The organism is Paraconexibacter sp., from assembly GCF_059438195.1.
Map to the genome: position 1 here is coordinate 26,524 of NZ_JBLKKY010000021.1, position 17,792 is coordinate 44,315.

At 73.0% G+C, this 17,792-nt stretch carries 18 protein-coding genes; 12 read left to right on the forward strand and 6 right to left on the reverse strand.

The window, feature by feature from the left end:
- Positions 1-204: 204 nt before the first annotated feature.
- Together ACME2J_RS09485 and ACME2J_RS09490 are read right to left on the reverse strand one after the other, a co-directional pair.
- A complete protein-coding gene (locus ACME2J_RS09485; RefSeq protein ID WP_495544660.1) occupies positions 205-474 on the reverse strand; it encodes a hypothetical protein in 270 nt (89 codons plus the stop codon).
- Positions 475-597: 123 nt separating this feature from the next.
- Positions 598-999 carry a hypothetical protein gene (locus tag ACME2J_RS09490; protein WP_495544661.1) on the reverse strand — a complete coding sequence of 134 codons (402 nt, stop codon included), beginning with the start codon at positions 997-999 and terminating at the stop codon, positions 598-600.
- 251 nt (positions 1,000-1,250) lie between these two features.
- Between ACME2J_RS09490 and ACME2J_RS09495 the strand changes: the two genes are divergently transcribed.
- Positions 1,251-2,153: a ferritin family protein gene (locus ACME2J_RS09495; protein ID WP_495544662.1), complete on the forward strand. Its 903-nt coding sequence runs from the start codon at positions 1,251-1,253 to the stop codon at positions 2,151-2,153.
- Positions 2,154-2,170: 17 nt separating this feature from the next.
- On the opposite strand, the gene ACME2J_RS09500 is transcribed toward ACME2J_RS09495, so the two are convergent.
- Complete coding sequence (locus ACME2J_RS09500) at positions 2,171-3,370, reverse strand: LuxR C-terminal-related transcriptional regulator (protein WP_495544663.1); 1,200 nt, start codon at positions 3,368-3,370, stop codon at positions 2,171-2,173.
- A 92-nt stretch (positions 3,371-3,462) separates the two neighbouring features.
- Between ACME2J_RS09500 and ACME2J_RS09505 the strand changes: the two genes are divergently transcribed.
- Both ACME2J_RS09505 and ACME2J_RS09510 read left to right on the forward strand, forming a co-directional pair.
- Positions 3,463-3,918: a hypothetical protein gene (locus ACME2J_RS09505; RefSeq protein WP_495544664.1), complete on the forward strand. Its 456-nt coding sequence runs from the start codon at positions 3,463-3,465 to the stop codon at positions 3,916-3,918.
- Between the two features lie 156 nt (positions 3,919-4,074).
- Positions 4,075-5,196: a LuxR C-terminal-related transcriptional regulator gene (locus tag ACME2J_RS09510; RefSeq protein ID WP_495544665.1), complete on the forward strand. Its 1,122-nt coding sequence runs from the start codon at positions 4,075-4,077 to the stop codon at positions 5,194-5,196.
- On the opposite strand, the gene ACME2J_RS09515 is transcribed toward ACME2J_RS09510, so the two are convergent.
- Complete coding sequence (locus tag ACME2J_RS09515) at positions 5,160-5,885, reverse strand: ATP-binding cassette domain-containing protein (RefSeq protein WP_495544666.1); 726 nt, start codon at positions 5,883-5,885, stop codon at positions 5,160-5,162. The genes ACME2J_RS09510 and ACME2J_RS09515 overlap by 37 nt on opposite strands.
- Before the next feature lie 80 nt (positions 5,886-5,965).
- Between ACME2J_RS09515 and ACME2J_RS09520 the strand changes: the two genes are divergently transcribed.
- Positions 5,966-7,210 (forward strand): hypothetical protein, encoded by a 1,245-nt coding sequence (locus tag ACME2J_RS09520; protein ID WP_495544667.1) that lies wholly within the window; start codon positions 5,966-5,968, stop codon positions 7,208-7,210.
- A gap of 119 nt (positions 7,211-7,329) precedes the next feature.
- Complete coding sequence (locus tag ACME2J_RS09525; RefSeq protein ID WP_495544668.1) at positions 7,330-8,469, forward strand: NAD(P)-dependent alcohol dehydrogenase; 1,140 nt, start codon at positions 7,330-7,332, stop codon at positions 8,467-8,469.
- Between the two features lie 91 nt (positions 8,470-8,560).
- Here ACME2J_RS09525 and ACME2J_RS09530 read toward each other — a convergent pair whose 3' ends face one another.
- Entirely contained in the window at positions 8,561-8,926 is a 366-nt protein-coding gene (locus tag ACME2J_RS09530; protein WP_495544669.1) for a hypothetical protein, read from the reverse strand.
- Positions 8,927-9,059: 133 nt separating this feature from the next.
- On the opposite strand from ACME2J_RS09530, the gene ACME2J_RS09535 reads away from it, so the two are divergent.
- Together ACME2J_RS09535 and ACME2J_RS09540 are read left to right on the forward strand one after the other, a co-directional pair.
- On the forward strand, positions 9,060-10,124 hold the full coding sequence (locus ACME2J_RS09535) for a helix-turn-helix transcriptional regulator (protein ID WP_495544670.1): 1,065 nt from the start codon (positions 9,060-9,062) through the stop codon (positions 10,122-10,124).
- 8 nt (positions 10,125-10,132) lie between these two features.
- Complete coding sequence (locus ACME2J_RS09540) at positions 10,133-11,272, forward strand: LuxR C-terminal-related transcriptional regulator (protein ID WP_495544671.1); 1,140 nt, start codon at positions 10,133-10,135, stop codon at positions 11,270-11,272.
- A gap of 35 nt (positions 11,273-11,307) precedes the next feature.
- Here the strand turns inward: ACME2J_RS09540 and ACME2J_RS09545 are convergent, their stop codons facing one another.
- Entirely contained in the window at positions 11,308-12,516 is a 1,209-nt protein-coding gene (locus tag ACME2J_RS09545; protein WP_495544672.1) for an FAS1-like dehydratase domain-containing protein, read from the reverse strand.
- A 50-nt stretch (positions 12,517-12,566) separates the two neighbouring features.
- On the opposite strand from ACME2J_RS09545, the gene ACME2J_RS09550 reads away from it, so the two are divergent.
- The 5 genes from ACME2J_RS09550 to ACME2J_RS09570 all read left to right on the forward strand — a co-directional run bounded on the left by ACME2J_RS09550 (position 12,567) and on the right by ACME2J_RS09570 (position 17,742).
- Positions 12,567-14,180 carry a class I adenylate-forming enzyme family protein gene (locus ACME2J_RS09550; RefSeq protein WP_495544673.1) on the forward strand — a complete coding sequence of 538 codons (1,614 nt, stop codon included), beginning with the start codon at positions 12,567-12,569 and terminating at the stop codon, positions 14,178-14,180.
- A gap of 10 nt (positions 14,181-14,190) precedes the next feature.
- Positions 14,191-14,694 carry a MarR family winged helix-turn-helix transcriptional regulator gene (locus ACME2J_RS09555; RefSeq protein ID WP_495544674.1) on the forward strand — a complete coding sequence of 168 codons (504 nt, stop codon included), beginning with the start codon at positions 14,191-14,193 and terminating at the stop codon, positions 14,692-14,694.
- Positions 14,695-14,859: 165 nt separating this feature from the next.
- Positions 14,860-15,771 (forward strand): GGDEF domain-containing protein, encoded by a 912-nt coding sequence (locus ACME2J_RS09560; RefSeq protein WP_495544675.1) that lies wholly within the window; start codon positions 14,860-14,862, stop codon positions 15,769-15,771.
- Entirely contained in the window at positions 15,771-16,679 is a 909-nt protein-coding gene (locus ACME2J_RS09565) for an EAL domain-containing protein (RefSeq protein ID WP_495544676.1), read from the forward strand. The genes ACME2J_RS09560 and ACME2J_RS09565 overlap by 1 nt, the downstream gene beginning before the upstream one ends.
- Entirely contained in the window at positions 16,672-17,742 is a 1,071-nt protein-coding gene (locus ACME2J_RS09570; RefSeq protein ID WP_495544677.1) for an NADH-quinone oxidoreductase subunit B family protein, read from the forward strand. The genes ACME2J_RS09565 and ACME2J_RS09570 overlap by 8 nt, the downstream gene beginning before the upstream one ends.
- Positions 17,743-17,792: the final 50 nt, after the last annotated feature.

The following is a 17,792-nucleotide window of genomic DNA, read 5'->3' on the forward strand; positions in this document are numbered from 1 at the left end:
CCTCCCCGGCTCTCTCTCCAGAACGCGCAGGACCGCCGGGCCTCCCTCCGCCAGAGCGAGTCTAGACCGATGGGGAAGGGCCGTGCCGCAACCCGAGGGAGGGATCTCTCCCCCCCTTTCGGACGGTTCCGGGGTGGATCGGGACGCCTCGACCGTCCGACGGAGCCCCCGGGAGGGCCGGGGCGAGGCGCCGGAGCGCCCCGCTCAGAGGTCGCCCGACTTGCGCTGGCGGGCGAGCGCGGCGCGCACGTCGTCCTGCGAGAGCTCGGGCAGGCCGTGCGCCCGCCGGCGGCGGTTCGTGATCTCGAGGAGGTCGGCTGCGTCCTCGTCCTCGAGAGCGAGCTTCATCTCCTGGCGACGGGTCGGATCCCAGTCGACGAGGTCGGCGCCGGAGCCGGCCGTGAACTTCCCCAGGAGGAAGAAGAAGAGGATGATGCCGCCGAAGAAGATGAGGATGAGCCAGCCGATGCCCATGCCCCACTTATACCGGCGGACGGGGCGGCCGGATCAACCGTCGCGCCCGTGCGGACGCCGCGGGGCGCCCACCGAGGGTGCCGCGGGCCGGCTCGCGCCGGGTCCCGCGGCAGCCGCGCGACCTCAGGCGGCGGCGGCGTCCTTCTCGGCGATCATGTCCTTGTACATCGGGAACAGCGGCTTCGTGAGCGGCACGAGCTTGAGGATCTTGTTGACCGGGCCCTTCGCCTTGACGTGGCCCTTCGCGAGGCCGACGGCGAGGTTGTACTCCCCGCGCCAGTACTTGTCGCCGATGTCGGCGGGCATGAAGAGCTTCACGTCGGCGTCGGGGTTGTCCTCGCCGTCGCAGACCTCGATGTTGTCGCCGTGCATCTTGATGAGCATCGGCGCCTCGGGATCGGAGTAGTAGACCTGGAGGTCGATGTCCGCGGCCGCCATCTTGGGGCCGGCCTCGGTGTCGCGGGCCGCGCGGAACGCGCCCCCGATGTACTTGTAGACCTCGTCGGCGTCGTTGAAGTAAGCCACTGCATCCTCCTCATCGGGTGTCATGTCGCGCCGCCGGAGCCATCCGTCGGACCGGCGGAGCTTGAGAGGCGACCGTAGGCGCGGAGCGGGTGGGTGCCATCCCTCCGAGGAGGGATCTTCACCTCCTTTCCGGGCCTTCACGTCGCACGCGTCGCGAACCCGACCCGCGCGGGGGCATCCTCCTTCCGGGGGGGAAAGATGACGCGCCAGAGCGATGCCCCCGTCCTCCGTGAGTCACGTAGGCTCGCCCCATGGCCCTGGAGGAGAGCCGCACGTCGACGTCCGCGCGTCCGGCCGCTCGTCCGCGCGGCCTGCTCCGCGGGACCGAGGACGTGGAGCTCGACGCCGTCCACGCCCGCTGGAGCTCGACGCTCGAGCGCGAGTCGCGGGCGACCGCACGCGTCGAGTCCGCGGTGCGGCGCATCACGCAGGGCTCCGCCCTCGCCGACGTCGACGACACCTGGCTCGCGTTCCTCTGCGACAACCTGCAGGTCGCTGCGTTCTGGTACCAGACGACCCACGAGGCGCTCAGCCGGGCTGCGAGGACGTGCCGGTGGGGGCCCGTGGCCCGCGCGATCGACGTCGAGGCGTCGATGCTCCTGCGCCAGGCCCAGACCGTGGTTCTCTACGCGATGGATCTCGAGTCCATCGTCGGGCACCTGCCACTGGAGTCGGCTCGCGCCCGCTGGGAGGCGGCACGCGGCTGGGAGCCCGCGCGGCGCGCGCAGTCCGCGGTCTGCCTCCGTGAGGACTGGGGCGAGATCGTCGTCGCCGTGAACGTCTGCCTCGATCCGCTCGTCGGCCAGATGATCCGGCGCGAGTGGGGGCTGCGCGCCGCCGCGCTCCACGGCGACACGACGACGCCCGTCCTCGCCGAACCCGCGCAGGTGCAGCCGCGCTGGGCCCGCGAATGGACGCTCGAGGTCCTCCGCAGCGCGTGCGCGCACCCCGAGCACGGCGAGCACAACCGCGAGACCATCGGGTCCTGGGTGCGCCGCTGGACGCCCCTCGCGCGCGAAGCCGCCGAGGGGCTCGCCTCCCTCACCGCGGACCTCGCCGTCGGCGACGCGCGCGGATCGTCACTCGAGCGCGTCCTCGCCGGACAGCGCGAGCTCGTCGACGAGCTGGGGCTCACGCAGGAGGCGGCCGCATGAGCGCGCGGCGCGGGAGCTCAGGCCTCGGAGCCGCCGTGCGTGAGCCGCACGTAGCGCGAGACGGCCTCGGCGCGGTTGCTCGCGCGGAGCTTGCGCAGGATGTGCTTCACGTGGGACTTCACCGTGCCCTCGGCGACGACGAGCTTCGTCGCGATCTCGGCGTTCGTCGCACCGGTCGCGAGGAGGCGGATGACGTCGAGCTCGCGGGCGGTGAGGAGCGACTCGATGCGGCTGTCGGACGTGACGAACATCGCCGCCGCCGTCCGGGCGACCCCCTCGTCGCCGCGCCCGGCCCGCACCACCTCGACCTCCGCCTCGCAGAACTCGTCCATGACGGCGAGGATCGAGTGGTTCGCGCGGCGCACTTCCTGGCGCAGCGCTCGCAGTCGCTGCAGGAGGACCGTACGCTCGTAGGCGTGACCGAAGCCCTCGGCGAACATCCAGAGGAGATCGCGGTCGAACTCGTCGACGCTGCGGCGCTGCCGGTGGCAGTCCGCGTGGATGAAGCCGACCACGCGTCCCTGCGGGATGATCGGGGCGGCGACGTACGAGCGGGTGCCGGTGCCGCGACGGAGCGTCTCGTGGACGCGCGGGTCGTTCTGCGCGTCGGCCACGAGGACCGGGCCGCGGCGGCGCAGCATCTCGGACTCGAGGAGCAGGTGATCGATCTGCGCCGGCTTCGCGCGGCCGAGCCGGAGGATCTCCTCGGCGGCCGCCGGGTCGCCGACGACGTGGACGCTCGCGGGCGTCGCGGCCGCTCCGTCGACACGCGTCACCATCACGCGGTCGAAGCCGCAGCGCGCGACCTCGGCGGGCGCGCGCTCGATCATCTGGTCGACGGTCGCCGAGCTGCGCAGACGTCCGAGCGCGGCGTGCACCTGCGCGAAGCCCGTGATGCGCCGGGTGAGAGGCACCTGGCTGACGTCCGCGGCGATCTCACCGTGACGGACGAGGAGGCGCGCGGCGGTTGCGCGATCCTCGTCGCCCCGCTCGCCCCCGCCACGCGACTCGAGGACGCCGACGAGCCACGTCGCGGACTCGTCGAGGAGCTGCTCGGCGCCCGCGACGTCCTCGGGAGCGGCGATGGCCGTATCGTCCTCACCGGCGACGACGGCGGACTCTTGCCAGAGGGCGAGGACGGCGTCCGCGAGGCCGGGGATCTCGAGGCGGGGGCCATCGCTCCACTTCTCGCTGTCCACGGGCACGTGGTCGGCCATCTCACCTCCTCCCCTCACGACGCCAACGAAGAAGCGAACATAGCGGCAACCGGCGCGGGGAGGCGTCGGACCGCACGAGGGAGGAGAACACCTTGACCGAGATGCACGACGGAGGCACGACGAGCACGATGACCATCGATCCTCAGCAGATGGCGGACGTCACCGCCCGGTTCTTCGAGGGCGCGAACGAGTCCCGTCTCGCAGAGCGACTCGTGCTCGCGCAGACGGTCGTCCACATCCACTACGCCGACGACGTCGGCGTGACGCTCGACCTGACGAAGACGCCGATCACGGCGGAGCCGGAGATCGCCGGGACCTCGGAGGTCCAGATGTACGGGACCCCGGAGGTCTTCCTCGAGGTCATCCGTCGCGAGAAGCAGATGGCGATGGCCATCACGCGCGGCGAGATCGCCTACGAGGGACCGGTGCGGAAGTTCCTGCGCATCGTCCCGATCCTGCGCTCCCTCGACTTCTCCGTGTGGAAGGAGATCATGGGCGACCAGAAGGAGAACGCCGCCCCGCCTCCGCCCTGGTCGCCGGACGCATAGGCCACGGGCACGGCGATGGCGTCGGGCGCACTCGAGCGGGGGGACGCCGGAGTGCCTTCGCGGGCGGCTGACGGTCGCCCGCCAGCGCGCCCGCCGGCCGCCTGGCCCCCCCGGTCGGAGGGGTCGATCGCGGACTCCCGCCTCGAGCTGCGGACCGTGTCGCTGCTCGACCGCGTGGCACGCGTCCTCGGGTGGGAGAAGTGGCACGGCGAGGAGGGGGTCGACGGCTCGACGCGCGCCGTCGAGCTCCTCGACAGCCTGCGGCCGATCCTCGTCGGGCGTCTCCGCGATCCCGACCCGTCCCTCGGACGCGACGCGGCCCTCGAGCTGAGCGACCTCCTCATCGAGGCGGAGGACCTGCGTCGCGAGTACCGCGACCACGAGGTGAGCGTGCGGCTGCGCGCGCTCGGTGACGTCCAGGCCGGGCTCGCCCGGCTGCGCGGCGTCGCCTCGGTCTCGGGGATGCTCGACCGCGCGCCGGTCGAGGTGTGCCGCGCCTGCGGCTTCGACCGCTCCATCCTCTTCCGGGTCCACGACAGCCGCCTCGTCGCCGAGGCCGTCCACTTCGTCGACGACCCCGACGGCGCGGCCCAGCTGCTCGCCTTCGCGCGGGACCGACCGGCCGACCTGACGCACCTCCTCCTCGAGACGGAGATGGTGCGCCGGCGGATCCCGATGGTCGTCACCGACCCGAAGAACGACCCTCGCGTCCACCGGCCGATCGTCGACGCGGCCGACACGCGGTCCTACGTCGCCGCGCCGATCATGCCGGAGGGCCGGGTCATCGGCTTCCTCCACGCCGACCGCTACTTCCAGCGCCGTCACGTCGACGAGTTCGACCGCGAGATGCTGTGGGCCTTCGCGGAGGGGTTCGGGTACGCCTACGAGCGCACCGTCCTCATGGAGCGCCTGCGGGCGCAGCGTGACCAGGTCCGCGGCATGGTCGCCTCGACGGAGCAGCTCATGGACGAGCTCTGCGACACCGAGATCGCGGTCGCCGACGTGGAGGGCGACGACTCGGCGACGGCGGGCCGGGCGGCGGCGATGCTCGCCTCGGGCCCGTCGCGTCTCGACCAGCTCCTCACGCGGCGCGAGATCGAGGTCATCAAGCTCATGGCCGCGGGCGAGACGAACTCGGGGATCGCGAGCCGCCTCGTCATCTCCGAGGGGACGGTGAAGTCGCACGTGAAGCACATCCTCCGCAAGCTGCGCGCAGCGAACCGCGCCGAGGCGGTCTCGCGCTACCTGCGGATCAGCTCGCTCGGATCCCGGTCGTAGGACGCCGCGCCGGAGGACGGATGGCGCTGCTCGAGCTCGACGACCCGATCGCCGACGGCCGCCGCGACGCGCGGGTCGCGCGTCGTCAGGAGCAGGCTCGTCCCGCGATCGGCGTGCTCCCGGGCGAGCGCGTCGACGACGAGCGGGAGCGAGTCGGGGCGCAGCCCGTCCTCGAGCGCGTCGATGACGACGAGCGGGGAGCGCAGCGCGAGCGCGCGGGCGAGCGCGAGCCGCTTGCGCGCATCGCGGTCGAGCTGCGAGGGACGCAGCCCTGCGCGGGAGAGCAGCCCGAACCGGTCGAGCTCGTCTCGAGCCGCCGCCTCGAGGCGGCGCGCGGGGACGCGGCCGACCTCCCGCATCGGGAAGAGCAGGTTCTCGAGGACGTCGGCCGAGTCGAAGAGCGCGTAGCCGTCGCTGCCTGCCGCCTGGAAGACGACCGCGAGCCGGCGCTGCAGACGCCGCCGGACCCGCTTCGACGAGCGGGCGACGTCGCGCCCGGCGACGACGACGGCGCCCTCGTCCGCCCGGTCGAGGCCGACGAGGAGCCGGAAGGCGGTCGTCTTGCCGCATCCCGCCGGGCCGAGGAGCGCGACGGCCTCGCCGACCCTCACGCCGAAGCTCACCCCGTCGAGCACCCGCCGCGACCCGACGCGATGGCGCACCTCGACGAACTCGAACGCCCACGCCATCCGTGGACGTTCGCCGTCCCGCGCCGTCCTCCTGCCGGGCACCCGTCCTGCCGGCCACCACGAGGAGCCACTTCGTCGACATGACCCCACCCGCAGAGCAGCGCATCCGCGAGTACCTCGAGAAGCGGGGCCGCCCGAGCCGCGTGACGCTTCGCAAGCTCATCGGCACCTGGCGGATCCAGGATCCGGACGAGGGCGACCGTCGCATGGTCGCCGACGCGCTCGCCCGCGAGGGCATCGTGGTCGAGCCGCCGATCGAGGAGGCGGGGCTCGACGTGGAGGTCGTCGTCCGTCTCGGCGCGGCCGGCGAGCTCGAGGAGGAGCGTCGCCGCGACGAGGAGGAGCGCGCGGCAGCGGCGGAGGCCGCGCGAGAGGCGCAGCGCCGCGCCGAGGAGGCCGAGGCACGGGCCGCGGAGGAGCGCGCCGCCCGCGAGCGCGCCGAGGCCCGCGCGGCCGAGGAGGCCCGGGCGGCCGAGGAGGCGCGCGCCGCCGAGGAGGCTCGAGCGGCGGAGGAGCGCGCCGCACGTGAGCGGGCGCGGGAGGCGGAGGAGGCACGTGCCGCGGAAGAGGCACGCGCCGCGGAGGAGCGCGCCGCGCGCGAGCGGGCGCGAGAGGCGGAGCGGGCCCGCGCGGCCGAGGAGGCGCGCACGCGACGGGAGGCGGAGACCGCCGGGACGCCGGAGACGGCGCCGGCGCCCGCCGGGGAGCGCGGCGGCGACCGGCCGTGGTCGGGCCGCCGCTGGACCGAGCGGGCCGCCCGCCGCGAGCGGCTCGCGACGCCTCCCGTGGAGGCCGAGGCCGCCCGGGACGCGTCGCACGAGGAGCCCGCGGACGAGGAGGCGGTGGCCCTGCCCCCGAGCCTCGGGCCGGCGCTCATGCTCGGCGGCGCGGTCCTCATCGTCGTCGCGCTCTTCCTCCCCTGGTACTCCGGCGCACGCGGCGGCATCGAGGTCCAGGAGCTCACGACCGGATGGGAGTGGCTCGGGACGCTCGACGTCATCCTCGCCGCCGTCGCGGCCGCGACGGCCGCGCTGCTCGTCCTGCGTCCGTCGGACGCGCTCGCCTACCGGGCGCTCGCGGGGGCGGCGGTCATCGGGCTCGCCGGCGTCGCCTACCGGATCGGCGCTCCGCCGGACGAGGCGCTCGGGCAGTTCATCCTCGAGGTCGACCGGCGGATCGGGCCGTTCATCGCGCTCCTCGCCGTCGCCGCGGTCGTCCTCGGCGCCGGGCTCGCCGCCGACGAGGTGCGTGACGAGGCGACCGATGAGGGCGCGGAGGGCGCACCCTCGTCCGGATCCCGCGATGCGCACCCCGGGGACGCCTGAGCCGGGGCGCCCTCATCTCCCTCCCGGGAGGGCGGGTTCCCCCCTTCCGGGCAGGCGCCCCGGTCGCACCCCGCCTAGTCTCGCGAGCACCACGTGATCCGGGAGGAGACTTCATGACGATGTCCGAGCAGGCAGGCGCCGACACGACCGCGAGCGCGACGGCGACCGCCGCGGTCCTGCGCGAGGTCGACGCGCCGCTGTCGATCGAGCAGATCGAGGTGGGCCCGCCCGCCGAGGGCGAGGTCCTCGTGAAGATCAAGGGGGCGGGCATCTGCCACACCGACGCCACCGGCATGGACGGGACGATCCCCCTCCCGCTGCCCACGGTCCTCGGCCACGAGGGCTCGGGCATCGTCGAGGCGGTCGGCGAGGGGGTCACGAGCCTCGCCGTCGGAGACCACGTCGTCCTCACCTTCGGCCACTGCGGCGAGTGCACCTACTGCGACAGGGGCCGTCCCGCCTACTGCGAGATGTTCGCGCCGCTCAACTACTTCGGGACGCGCATGGACGGCACCACGCCGCTCCACAAGGGCGAGGAGGAGGTCCACGGCTGCTTCTTCTCCCAGTCCTCGTTCGCGAGCCACGCGATCGCGCTCGCGACGAACGCGGTGAAGGTCGACTCGAGCTACCCGATCGAGATGCTCGGCCCGCTCGGGTGCGGCCTGCAGACCGGCGCCGGCACCGTCTTCAACGTCCTCAAGCCGCAGCCGGGCGAGCACATCGCGGTCTTCGGCCTCGGCGGCGTCGGCATGTCGGCGATCATGGCCGCGAAGATCTGCGGCTGCGACGTCATCGCCGCCGTCGACATCAACCCGGCGCGACTCGAGCTCGCGAAGGAGCTCGGCGCGACGCACACGTTCAACCCCAAGGAGTCGAAGGATCTCCTCTGGGACCTCATGGACCCGGCTGCGCCCGGCTTCCACTGCTCGCTCGACGCGGTCGGGACGAACGAGGTCATCCGCAACGCGCTCGAGTGCCTCCGCACGCCCGGCACGTGCGCGACCGTCGGCTTCCAGGGCCTCGAGCACGAGATCACGATCGACCAGGGGCACCTCCTCGTCGGGCGCAACCTCTGCGGCGTCATCGAGGGCGACGCGAACCCGCAGGAGCTCATCCCGAAGCTCGCGAAGCACTTCGCCGACGGCGAGTTCCCGTTCGACAAGGTCGTGAAGACCTTCCCGTTCGAGCAGATCAACGAGGCGTTCGAGGCGTCGCACAAGGGCGAGGTCATCAAGCCCGTGCTCGTCTTCGACGAGTAGGCGAGCGACGACCCACCCGGTCGACCCGAGGCGGCGGCGCCGAGAGGCCCGCCGCCTCTCGCGTCTGTGCGACGAGTCGCGGCGACGCCGCTCAGGGGGCGTCCGGGCCGTCCTGCTCCTCCGCGATGCGGTGGTGCAGGCCGAACTTCCGCCGCTGCTCCTCGATGCGGCGGGCCTTCTCCTCGCGATGGCGGCGGCTCCCGCTCTCGCGCAGCTGGGCGGCGCTCGCGAGGATCGGACCGAAGACGAGCGCCCACGTGCCCATGACGAGGGCGTACATGAACCAGCCGGCCCCGCCGAGGCGGCTGATCATCGTGATGCCCGCGATCGCGGGGAGCACGAAGCCGACGACGCAGAGGGCGACGAGCCCGAGGCTCCCCATCTGCGCGAGCGCGTCGCTCACGCGGCGGCGGAGGGATCCCTCCTCGACCTCCCGCTTCTCCGGGTCGTGCGCCATGGACGACGGATGGTAGCCGCAGGCCGCGGCCCGTGTGACGGCTCCGGGGCTCGCCGCGCCGCGCCTCCGCTCGCTTTCGCGCGCTCTGCGCGTTACCCTCCTGGCGGGTTATCTCTCTGGGAGGGGAGTGCGGATGGCGACGGCTGTGACGGAACCGGACGCGGGGAGGCGCTGCGACGAGGTCCGCGCGAGCCTGCGCAAGGAGCTGGACGAGAACCCACCGCGCACCGTCGCGGAGGTCGTCGATGCGCTCGACCGCCTCGCGGAGCTCGACGAGGAGGCGTGGACGACGACGCGCGACGCCGTCGCCCGGCGCTTCGACGGGCTCCTGCGCATCCACAGGGCGCTCGACCGTCTTCGTGAGTGCACGACGCCGGACGAGCTCATCGACGCGGCGCCGCGGGAGGCCTGCGCGGCGTGCGGCTTCAACCGCGTGATGATCTCCCGGGTCCGCGGGTCGATGTGGGTGCCGGAGGTCCTCCACATCGAGCCGGGGGCCGACCCCGACGGCGGCGAGGCGTTCAGGGCGTACGTGGACCAGGCGGAGATCCCGCTCGCGCACCTGCTCGTCGAGACGGAGCTGGTGCGGCGCCGGCTGCCGACGATCATCACCGACCCGCCGAGCGACAACCGCACGTTCAAGGAGATCGTCGACATCTCCCGCAGCCACTCCTACGTCGCGGCTCCGATCATGCCGACCGGCCGCGTCATCGGCTTCTTCCACGCCGACCGCTTCGGTCCGGACGAGCCGCCCGTGAGCGAGACCGATCGTGACGACCTCTTCCTCTTCGCCGAGCACTTCGGGCTCCTGTTCGAGCGCGCGGTGCTCATCGCCAGGCTCGAGAGCCAGCGCGAGCAGCTCCGCCAGGCGCTCGCCGACGCCGCCGAGACGATCGACCGCATGTGCGAGGCGGACATCGAGCTCGCGCTGCACGAGCCCGTGACGCCGCCGGAGCGACCGCACGCCGGGAGGACCCGGCCCCCGTCCAGGATCGACGGCCTCCTCACGCCGCGGGAGCGGGAGGTGCTCGAGCTCATGGCGCGTGGTGCGACGAACACGGCGGTCGCGCAGCAGCTCGTCATCTCCGAGGGGACGGTGAAGTCGCACGTGAAGCACATCCTGCGCAAGCTCCGCGTGAGCAACCGCGCGGAGGCCGTCTCGCGCTACCTGCACCTCGTCCGGCGCGAGCGCGCATGACGACGACCATGACCAGCGAGCGCGTCCGGCGCGGCCTCGCGCGCGACGTGGCGGAGCTTCGCACGCGGACCGCCGCGCTCCTCGGAGCCGACCACGCCGAGTGGCTCGAGGACACCGACGACCTCGTCGTGCTCGGCGACAACCTGCCGGCCGTGGCGGTGGCCGCGCGGGAGCGGCTCGCGGAGCGCACGGACATGGACGAGACCGCCGAGGAGCTCCTCGCGCTCGCGCTCGCGGCCCAGGACCTCGCCGTGGAATGCCACCGCCAGGTCTCCGAGCAGCGTTCGCAGCTCGACGCCGCCGTCGAGAGGGGGCTCGGGCAGCTCCGCGCGATCTCGTCGTCGGCGGAGCTGCTCAACCGCGCGTGCCGCGTCGCGGTCGAGAGCTGCGGGGTCCAGCGCGCCCTCCTCTCGCGCATCGAGGGAGACGGATGGATCCCGTGGATGGCCTACTCCGCCGACGACGAGGATCTCGCGGACCGCATCCGCCGGGAGCCGGTGGCGCTCGCGAGCTCACCGGCGGAGCGTCGCGTCCTGGAGGAGCGCCGGGCCGCGCTCGTCCTCGACTCGCGCTCGCCCGTGCGCCTCCACGAGCCGATCGCCCCGCTCGCGCCGTCGCGCTCCCACGTCATCGCCCCGATCATCCCGGCGGGCCGCGTCGTCGGCTTCCTGCACGCCGACCACCATCCGAGCGGCCGCACCGTCGACGAGACCGACCGAGACGCGGTGTGGGCGTTCGCCGAGGGCTTCGGCCGCCTCTACGAGCGCGCGGTCATCCTCGAGCGCCTCGAGGGCCAGCGCTCGCAGATCCGCGAGACCTTCGACGTCGCCGAGCGGATCGTGAGCGAGGCCGCCGGCGCCGACCTCGAGCTCGTGCGCGACCAGGCCGACCGACCGGGCGGCGACGCCGGGGTGAGCGGCTACGACGCGCTCCCGACGAGCGACGCGATCGACGAGCTGCTCACCGCCCGTGAGCGTGAGGTCCTCCAGCTCATGGTGAAGGGCTGCTCGAACAACGTCATCGCCGAGCGGCTCGTCATCCGCGAGGGGACGGTGAAGAGCCACGTCAAGCACATCCTGCGCAAGGTCGGCGCGGTGAACCGCGCCGAGGCGATCTCGCGCTACCTCGGGGTCACGGACGCGGAGTGACGCGCGGTCGGGGACGCCGCGGCGCCCCGCCCGACTCAGCGCGCCCGTCGCCCGGCGGGGCTCTCGCCCGGCGCCGCGCGCGACGGGAGGGCCACCGTCGCCTTGCCCGGCATGACGTCCTCGCCGCGCTGGTTGACCGCGCGCGTCTCGATGTCGACGACGTGCTCACCGTCGTCGTCGACGCGGACGCCGGTGACGGTGCCCGAGAGCTCGACGACGTCGGAGAGGTAGACGAAGCGGCGATAGCGCGCCTCGCAGGACTTCACCCAGCCGTGGTCGCCGCACCAGTGCGTGAGGTGGTGGACCTGCCAGGCCTGACGCTGGAAGCCGACGTCGTAGGGGTAGGAGACGCCCATCGCGCGCGCCGCGTGGCGGTTGTAGTGGACGGAGTAGATCGGCTCCTGTGCGCCGGTCTCCGGGTCGCGGAACGACCACGCCGGATGCTTCGCGTAGGAGTGCAGCGCGACGGCGTGCGCGCTGAGCCGCGGGATCGGCGTGCCGCCCCCGACGACGAACGCGATCTCGTCGGTGAGCCCGATCGGCCCCTTCGTCAGCGTGTCCACGTGGTCGCCGACCGCGACGTCCTCGATGTAGCGCGGCTCCTCCCCGCGCGGCATCTCGGCGAGGACCTGGGCGTCGATGCGCTCGACCTCCTCGGGCGTCCACTCGTGCGGCAGGGAGGGCCCGGACCCGGAGGACGACTTCGCCTTCGTCTTGTCCTTCGCGACGGAGCGCTCGAAGTTGACGACCTCCCAGCGGATCTCGGCGAGCTCGATCCCGTCGTCGTTCCGGTAGCGGTTCGTGAAGAGGTCGGTGACCATCTGGCCGGCGAAGTTCGAGGGGCGCGGACCGGTGAAGCCGTCGTAGGTGCAGGTCGCGCGGACTGCGTCGCCGCGGTAGATGGGGCGATGGAACGTGCAGCGCGAGACGTTGTGGAACGAGCCGAGGCCGGGCCAGCCGAACTGGATGCCCGAGAAGCAGCCGATGATGAAGCTCGGCGGGGCGACCGGCGCCCCGTACGGCGACGCCGTCGCGTACGCGTCGTCGGTCCACAGCGGGTTGATGTCGCCGATCCCCGCCGCGAACTTCGCGATCGCGATGCGCGTCGCCTCCTCGTTGTTCGTCGAGTGCTCGATGCGCAGCTGCGTTCCCGCGCGCTTGCGCATCGACTCGATGAGCTCGTCGGTGAGGCGCGCCTCCGGCATGCGCGCCTCGCGCTCCTCGCGTGTCTCGGTCTGTCCCATGACGAAGAGAATACTCTAGTACCCGACTATTTTGCGATAGACTTCTTCTCATGAGCTTCGAGTGGGGCGACACCGTGACCAGCGCCGAGATCGGCGGTGTCCCGTTCCGGGTCTACGAGCCGCGGCGGCGACGCCTCGCCGAGCTGCTCCTCGACGCCGCCCGCTGGGGCGACCGGACGCACCTCGTCCAGGGCGACCGCGAGCTGTCCTTCGGCGACGTCTTCGCGGCCGTCGCCGCCGTCACGCGCCTCCTGCGGGAGGAGCACGGCGTCCGGCCCGGCGACCGCGTCCTCGTCCTCGCGGCCAACTCCCCCGAGTGGGTCGTCTCGCTGTGGGCCGGCATCTGCGCCGGCGCGATCGTCGCGCCGGGCAACGGATGGTGGAGCGAGGAGGAGGTCCAGCACGCCCTCGACCTCGTCACCCCGACCCTCGTGATCGGCGACGCGAAGCGGCTCGCGAAGGTCGACTCCGGCGTGCGGACCATCGACGTCGAGACCCTGCGCCCCACCGTCGACGCAGCGGCGGAGACGGGCCTGCGACCCGGCGAGCTCGAGGAGCTCGTCGCGCTCACCGAGGGCGCCGACGAGAACGACCCCGCCCTCATCGTCTTCACGGCGGGGACGACCGGCCTGCCCAAGGGCGCGACGCTCGCGCACCGGTCCTGGATCGGGACGCTGCACCAGTCGCTCGCGGTCTCCCGCCGTCTCCCCCAGCAGCTCACGGACGACGCCGGCTTCGTGTCGCTCCTCACCGGGCCGCTCTTCCACATCGGCGGGCTCCAGGCGCTCGGGACCGCGATGCTCGGGGCGGGCAAGCTCTGCTTCCTCGAGGGTCGCTTCGACGCGGGGCAGGTCCTCGAGGTCATCGAGAAGCACCGCGTCGAGGTGTGGGGCGCGATCCCGACGATGACGATCCGGGTCCTCGAGCACCCCTCCCTCCCCGAGCGCGACGTCGCGAGCCTGCGGTCCGTGCCGCTCGGCGGCGCGCCGGTGTCCGCCGAGCTGCTCGAGCGGATCCAGGCGGCCTTCCCGAACACGAAGCGCCGGGTCACGAACGTCTACGGGATGACGGAGACGAGCGGCACGATGGCGGCGGCCTCCGGGCGGCTCATGGAGGAGCATCCGGGCACGACCGGCGCCCCGCTCCCGCTCGTCGAGCTCGTCATCTCCCAGCCGGACGACGAGGGCGTCGGCGAGGTCCTCGCCCGCACCCCGGGCCAGATGCTCGGCTACTGGGACGACGAGGAGGCGACCGCCGCGGTCATCGACGCCGAGGGCTTCGTCCACACCGGCGATCTCGGGCGGTTCGTCGACGGCCGCCTGTACATCACCGGCCGCTCGAAGGACATCGTCATCCGCGGCGGGGAGAACATCGCCGCCCCGCACGTCGAGAGCGCGCTCCACAGCCACCCCGACATCGCGGACGTCGCGGTCGTCGGGCTCCCGCACCCGGACCTCGGCGAGGAGGTCGCCGCCGCCGTCCGGCTGCGGCCGGGGGCGTCCCTCGACGAGGAGGACCTCCGGGCCCACGCGGCGGCCCGGCTCGCGAGCTTCGAGGTCCCGAGCCGCTGGTGGATCTCGGCCGAGGAGCTGCCGATGACCGACGCCGGGAAGGCCGACAAGAAGCGCCTGCGCGCGATCTTCCCGGCCGGGTCGCCGCAGTAGGGTCCCCCTCGTGCCGCGCGAGCCCGAGCCCGACCCCGTCGAGTGGGTCCGCGAGCACTGGGAGCAGCAAGGGCTCGCCGAGCCGGAGCGGTTCGCCGCCGCGGCGTCGCTCATGCGCGCCCACCAGGTCGTCGTCGGCGGACTCGAACGCGCGCTCAAGCCGTTCGAGCTCGGCCGCACCTCCTACCTCGTCCTCGTCACCCTCGCCCTCTCGGAGGGCGGCGCGCGCCGGCTGTCCTACCTCTCCCGGTACCTCATGGTGCACCCGACGACGATCACCCAGCTCGTCGACCACCTCGAGACCCGAGGGCTCGTCCGGCGCGAGCCCCACCCGACGGACCGGCGCACGACGCTCGCGGTGCTCACCCGCGACGGCCGCACGCTCCTGCGCCGGGCGACGAAGGGCGCCGCGGAAGCCGGCTTCGGGCTCGACGGCGTGCCTGCGCAGACGCTCCGCGACCTCACGGACTCGCTGCGCGACGTCCGCCGGGCGACCGGCGATCTCACCGGCTGACGCTCAAGTCCGCCACCCGTCGCGCCGACACACCCAACGAATGACCGATGTCCGGCACCTCCCGGACGTGCGAACGTCCCCTGGGAGGCAGCGCTCCGACGACAGGAGTCTCGAGATGGACACCGTGCCCGCCCGCGGTGCACAGGACGGGCGGCCCCTACCCCGATGACGACGCTCAGCGAGATCCTGAGATGGGTCGTCTACACGGTGAGCCACGCCTACTACCGTCTCGGCGCGCGGCTCATGCGCCGGGACCGGCTCCTCTCCCGCTCCGAGCGGAGGTTCCGCGCCCTCCTCGAAGGAGCACCCGATGCGATGGTGATCGTCGATCACCACGGGCACATCACGCTCGTCAACGCGCGGGCCGAGGAGATGTTCGGCTACGCGCGCTCCGAGCTCATCGGCCAGCGCGTCGGCGTCCTCATCCCCGAGGACGCGAGGGCGCGGCACCGCAATCACCAGAAGCGCTACCTCAAGCACGCGACCGCCCGCGGGATGGGACGCATCGGCGTCGACCTCCACGGCCGCCGCAAGGACGGCACCGAGTTCCCCGTCGAGATCAGCCTGAGCCCGCTGGAGACGGAGGACGGCGTGCTCGTCGTGAGCGCGATCCGGGACGTCACGGAGCGCAAGCAGGCCGAGGCGCAGCTGCGGTACCTCGCCGACCACGACGTCCTCACCGGCCTCCTCAACCGCCGCTGCTTCGAGTCCCAGTTCGCGCGCGAGGTGGCCGCGGCCGCGCGCCACGGGGAGCCGGGCGCGCTCCTCCTCCTGGACATCGACGGCCTGAAGGACGTCAACGACACGCTCGGCCACCGGTCCGGCGACGACGTCCTGCGACGGATCGCGATGCTGCTCGACGAGCGCCTCCGGGCGACCGACGTCGTCGCGCGGCTCGGCGGGGACGAGTTCGCCATCGTGCTGCCGCGCACCTCGCGCGTGGACGCGCTGGCCCTCGCGCGTGAGCTGCTCGACTCGATCCGGCGCAGCGCGCTCGTCGTCGGCGACCGACGCGTCGCCGTGAGCTGCAGCGGCGGCTCGCGGCCTTCGGCGAGGCCGACACGCAGGACGAGGTGATGCTCGCCGCCGACGTCTCGCTCTACGCGGCGAAGGAGCGTGGCCGCGACCGTCTCGTCGTCCACAAGCCGGGGACGGGCGAGGTCGTCCGCCGGCAGGTCCGCGCCTCCTGGACGCAGCGGCTGCGGGAGATCCTCGACGCCGAGGAGCTCGTGCCCTACCGGCAGCCGATCCTCGACACCTCGCTCGGGGTGGTGACCCAGTACGAGCTGCTCGTCCGCGTCCTCAACGAGGCGGGGCAGCCGATCGCCCCCGGGAACTTCCTCCCGACGGCGGAGCGGACCGGCATGATCGTCGCGATCGACCTGTTCATGGTCGACCGCGCCCTCGAGCTGCTCGCGGCCGGTGCGGCGGCGACGAACGGCAACGGCGCGCGCCGCGACCTCTGCTATGCGGTGAACCTCTCCGCCCGCTCGCTCTCCGAGGACGGGCTCGCGCGCCGGATCGCCGACCGGGTCGAGCGCTCCGGCGTCGACCCCCGGCTCCTCGTCTTCGAGATCACCGAGACCGCCGCGATCGCGAACATGGATGCGGCGCGGCGGTTCGCCGAGCCCCTGCGCAACCTCGGGTGCACCTTCGCGCTCGACGACTTCGGCGCGGGCTTCGCCTCGCTCTCCCACCTCAAGCACCTCTCGCTCGACTGGCTGAAGATCGACGGCGAGTACGTCCGCGAGCTCGCCGCGAGCCCGACCGACCAGGTGATCGTCCGCAACGTCGCCGAGATCGCGCGCAGCCTCGGGCTGCGGACGACCGCGGAGTTCGTCGAGGACGCCGAGACGCTCGAGATCGTGACGAGCTACGGGGTCGGGCATGCTCAGGGCTTCCACATCGGTCGCCCCGAGCCCGTCGAGCCGCGTGTCGTCGACTCGGCGAGTGAGGACGACGCGGCGCGGAGGCGACGTGCCTGAGCCGGCGAGCGACCCCGCGGTCCACGTCCTCTGGGTCACCGGCGGACTCGGCTGCGACGGCGAGTCGATCGCCATGACCGCGGCGACGAACCCGAGCATCGAGGACCTCGTGCTCGGCACGATCCCCGGGGTGCCTCGCGTCGTCCTGCGCAACCACGTCCTCGCCGTCGAGTCGGGCGAGGACTTCATCGCGCACTTCGTCGACGCCGAGGAGGGCCGGGCGTCGCCCTACGTGCTCGTCATCGAGGGGGCGGTCGGCAACGAGGAGATCAGCGGCGACGGCTACTGGAGCGGCTTCGGCGTCGACCCGCACGACGGGCAGCCGATCACGGTGAACGAGTGGATCGACCGGCTCGCGCCGACGGCCGCGGCGGTCCTCGCCGTGGGGACGTGCGCGGCCTACGGGGGGATCCCCGCCATGCGCGGCAACCCGACCGGCGCGATGGGCGTCGCCGACTACCTCGGCCGCGACTGGCGGACCCGCGAGGGGCTTCCGATCGTGTGCCTCCCCGGCTGCCCGTCGCAGCCGGACAACATCACGCAGATCCTCCTGGAGCTCGTGCTCCACGCGGTCGGCCGCGGTCCGGCGCCCGAGCTCGACGCCCAGGGCCGGCCCGTCGAGATGTTCGAGCGCACGACGCGCGAGGGCTGCAACCGCGCCGGCTTCACCGAGCAGGGCAAGTTCGCGACCACCCACGGCGACGACCCTCGGTGCCTCGTGCAGCTCGGCTGCAAGGGCCCGGTCGCGAAGTGCAACGTGCCGGTCCGCGGCTGGGTCGGCGGGGTCGGCGGCTGCCCGAACGTCGGTGGGATCTGCATCGGGTGCACGATGCCGGGCTTCCCCGACCACTACACGCCCTTCCACGACCCCGACCCGTGGGGGACGGCCGCGGCGAACGTCCAGCGCTTCACGTACGGGCCGATCTTCCGCTACTTCCGGGGACTCAACCTCAAGAAGAAGTTCGACAACGAGCCGCACTGGCGGCGGCCCGGCCGCGAGCTGCGCAGCGGCTACCGGCCGCTGTGGCCGGACGGGCGCGACGACGAGCCCGCCGACCGCTGACGCCGACGGTTTCATACGGCGCAGTATGATTCTGCCTCCAGCGACGAGAG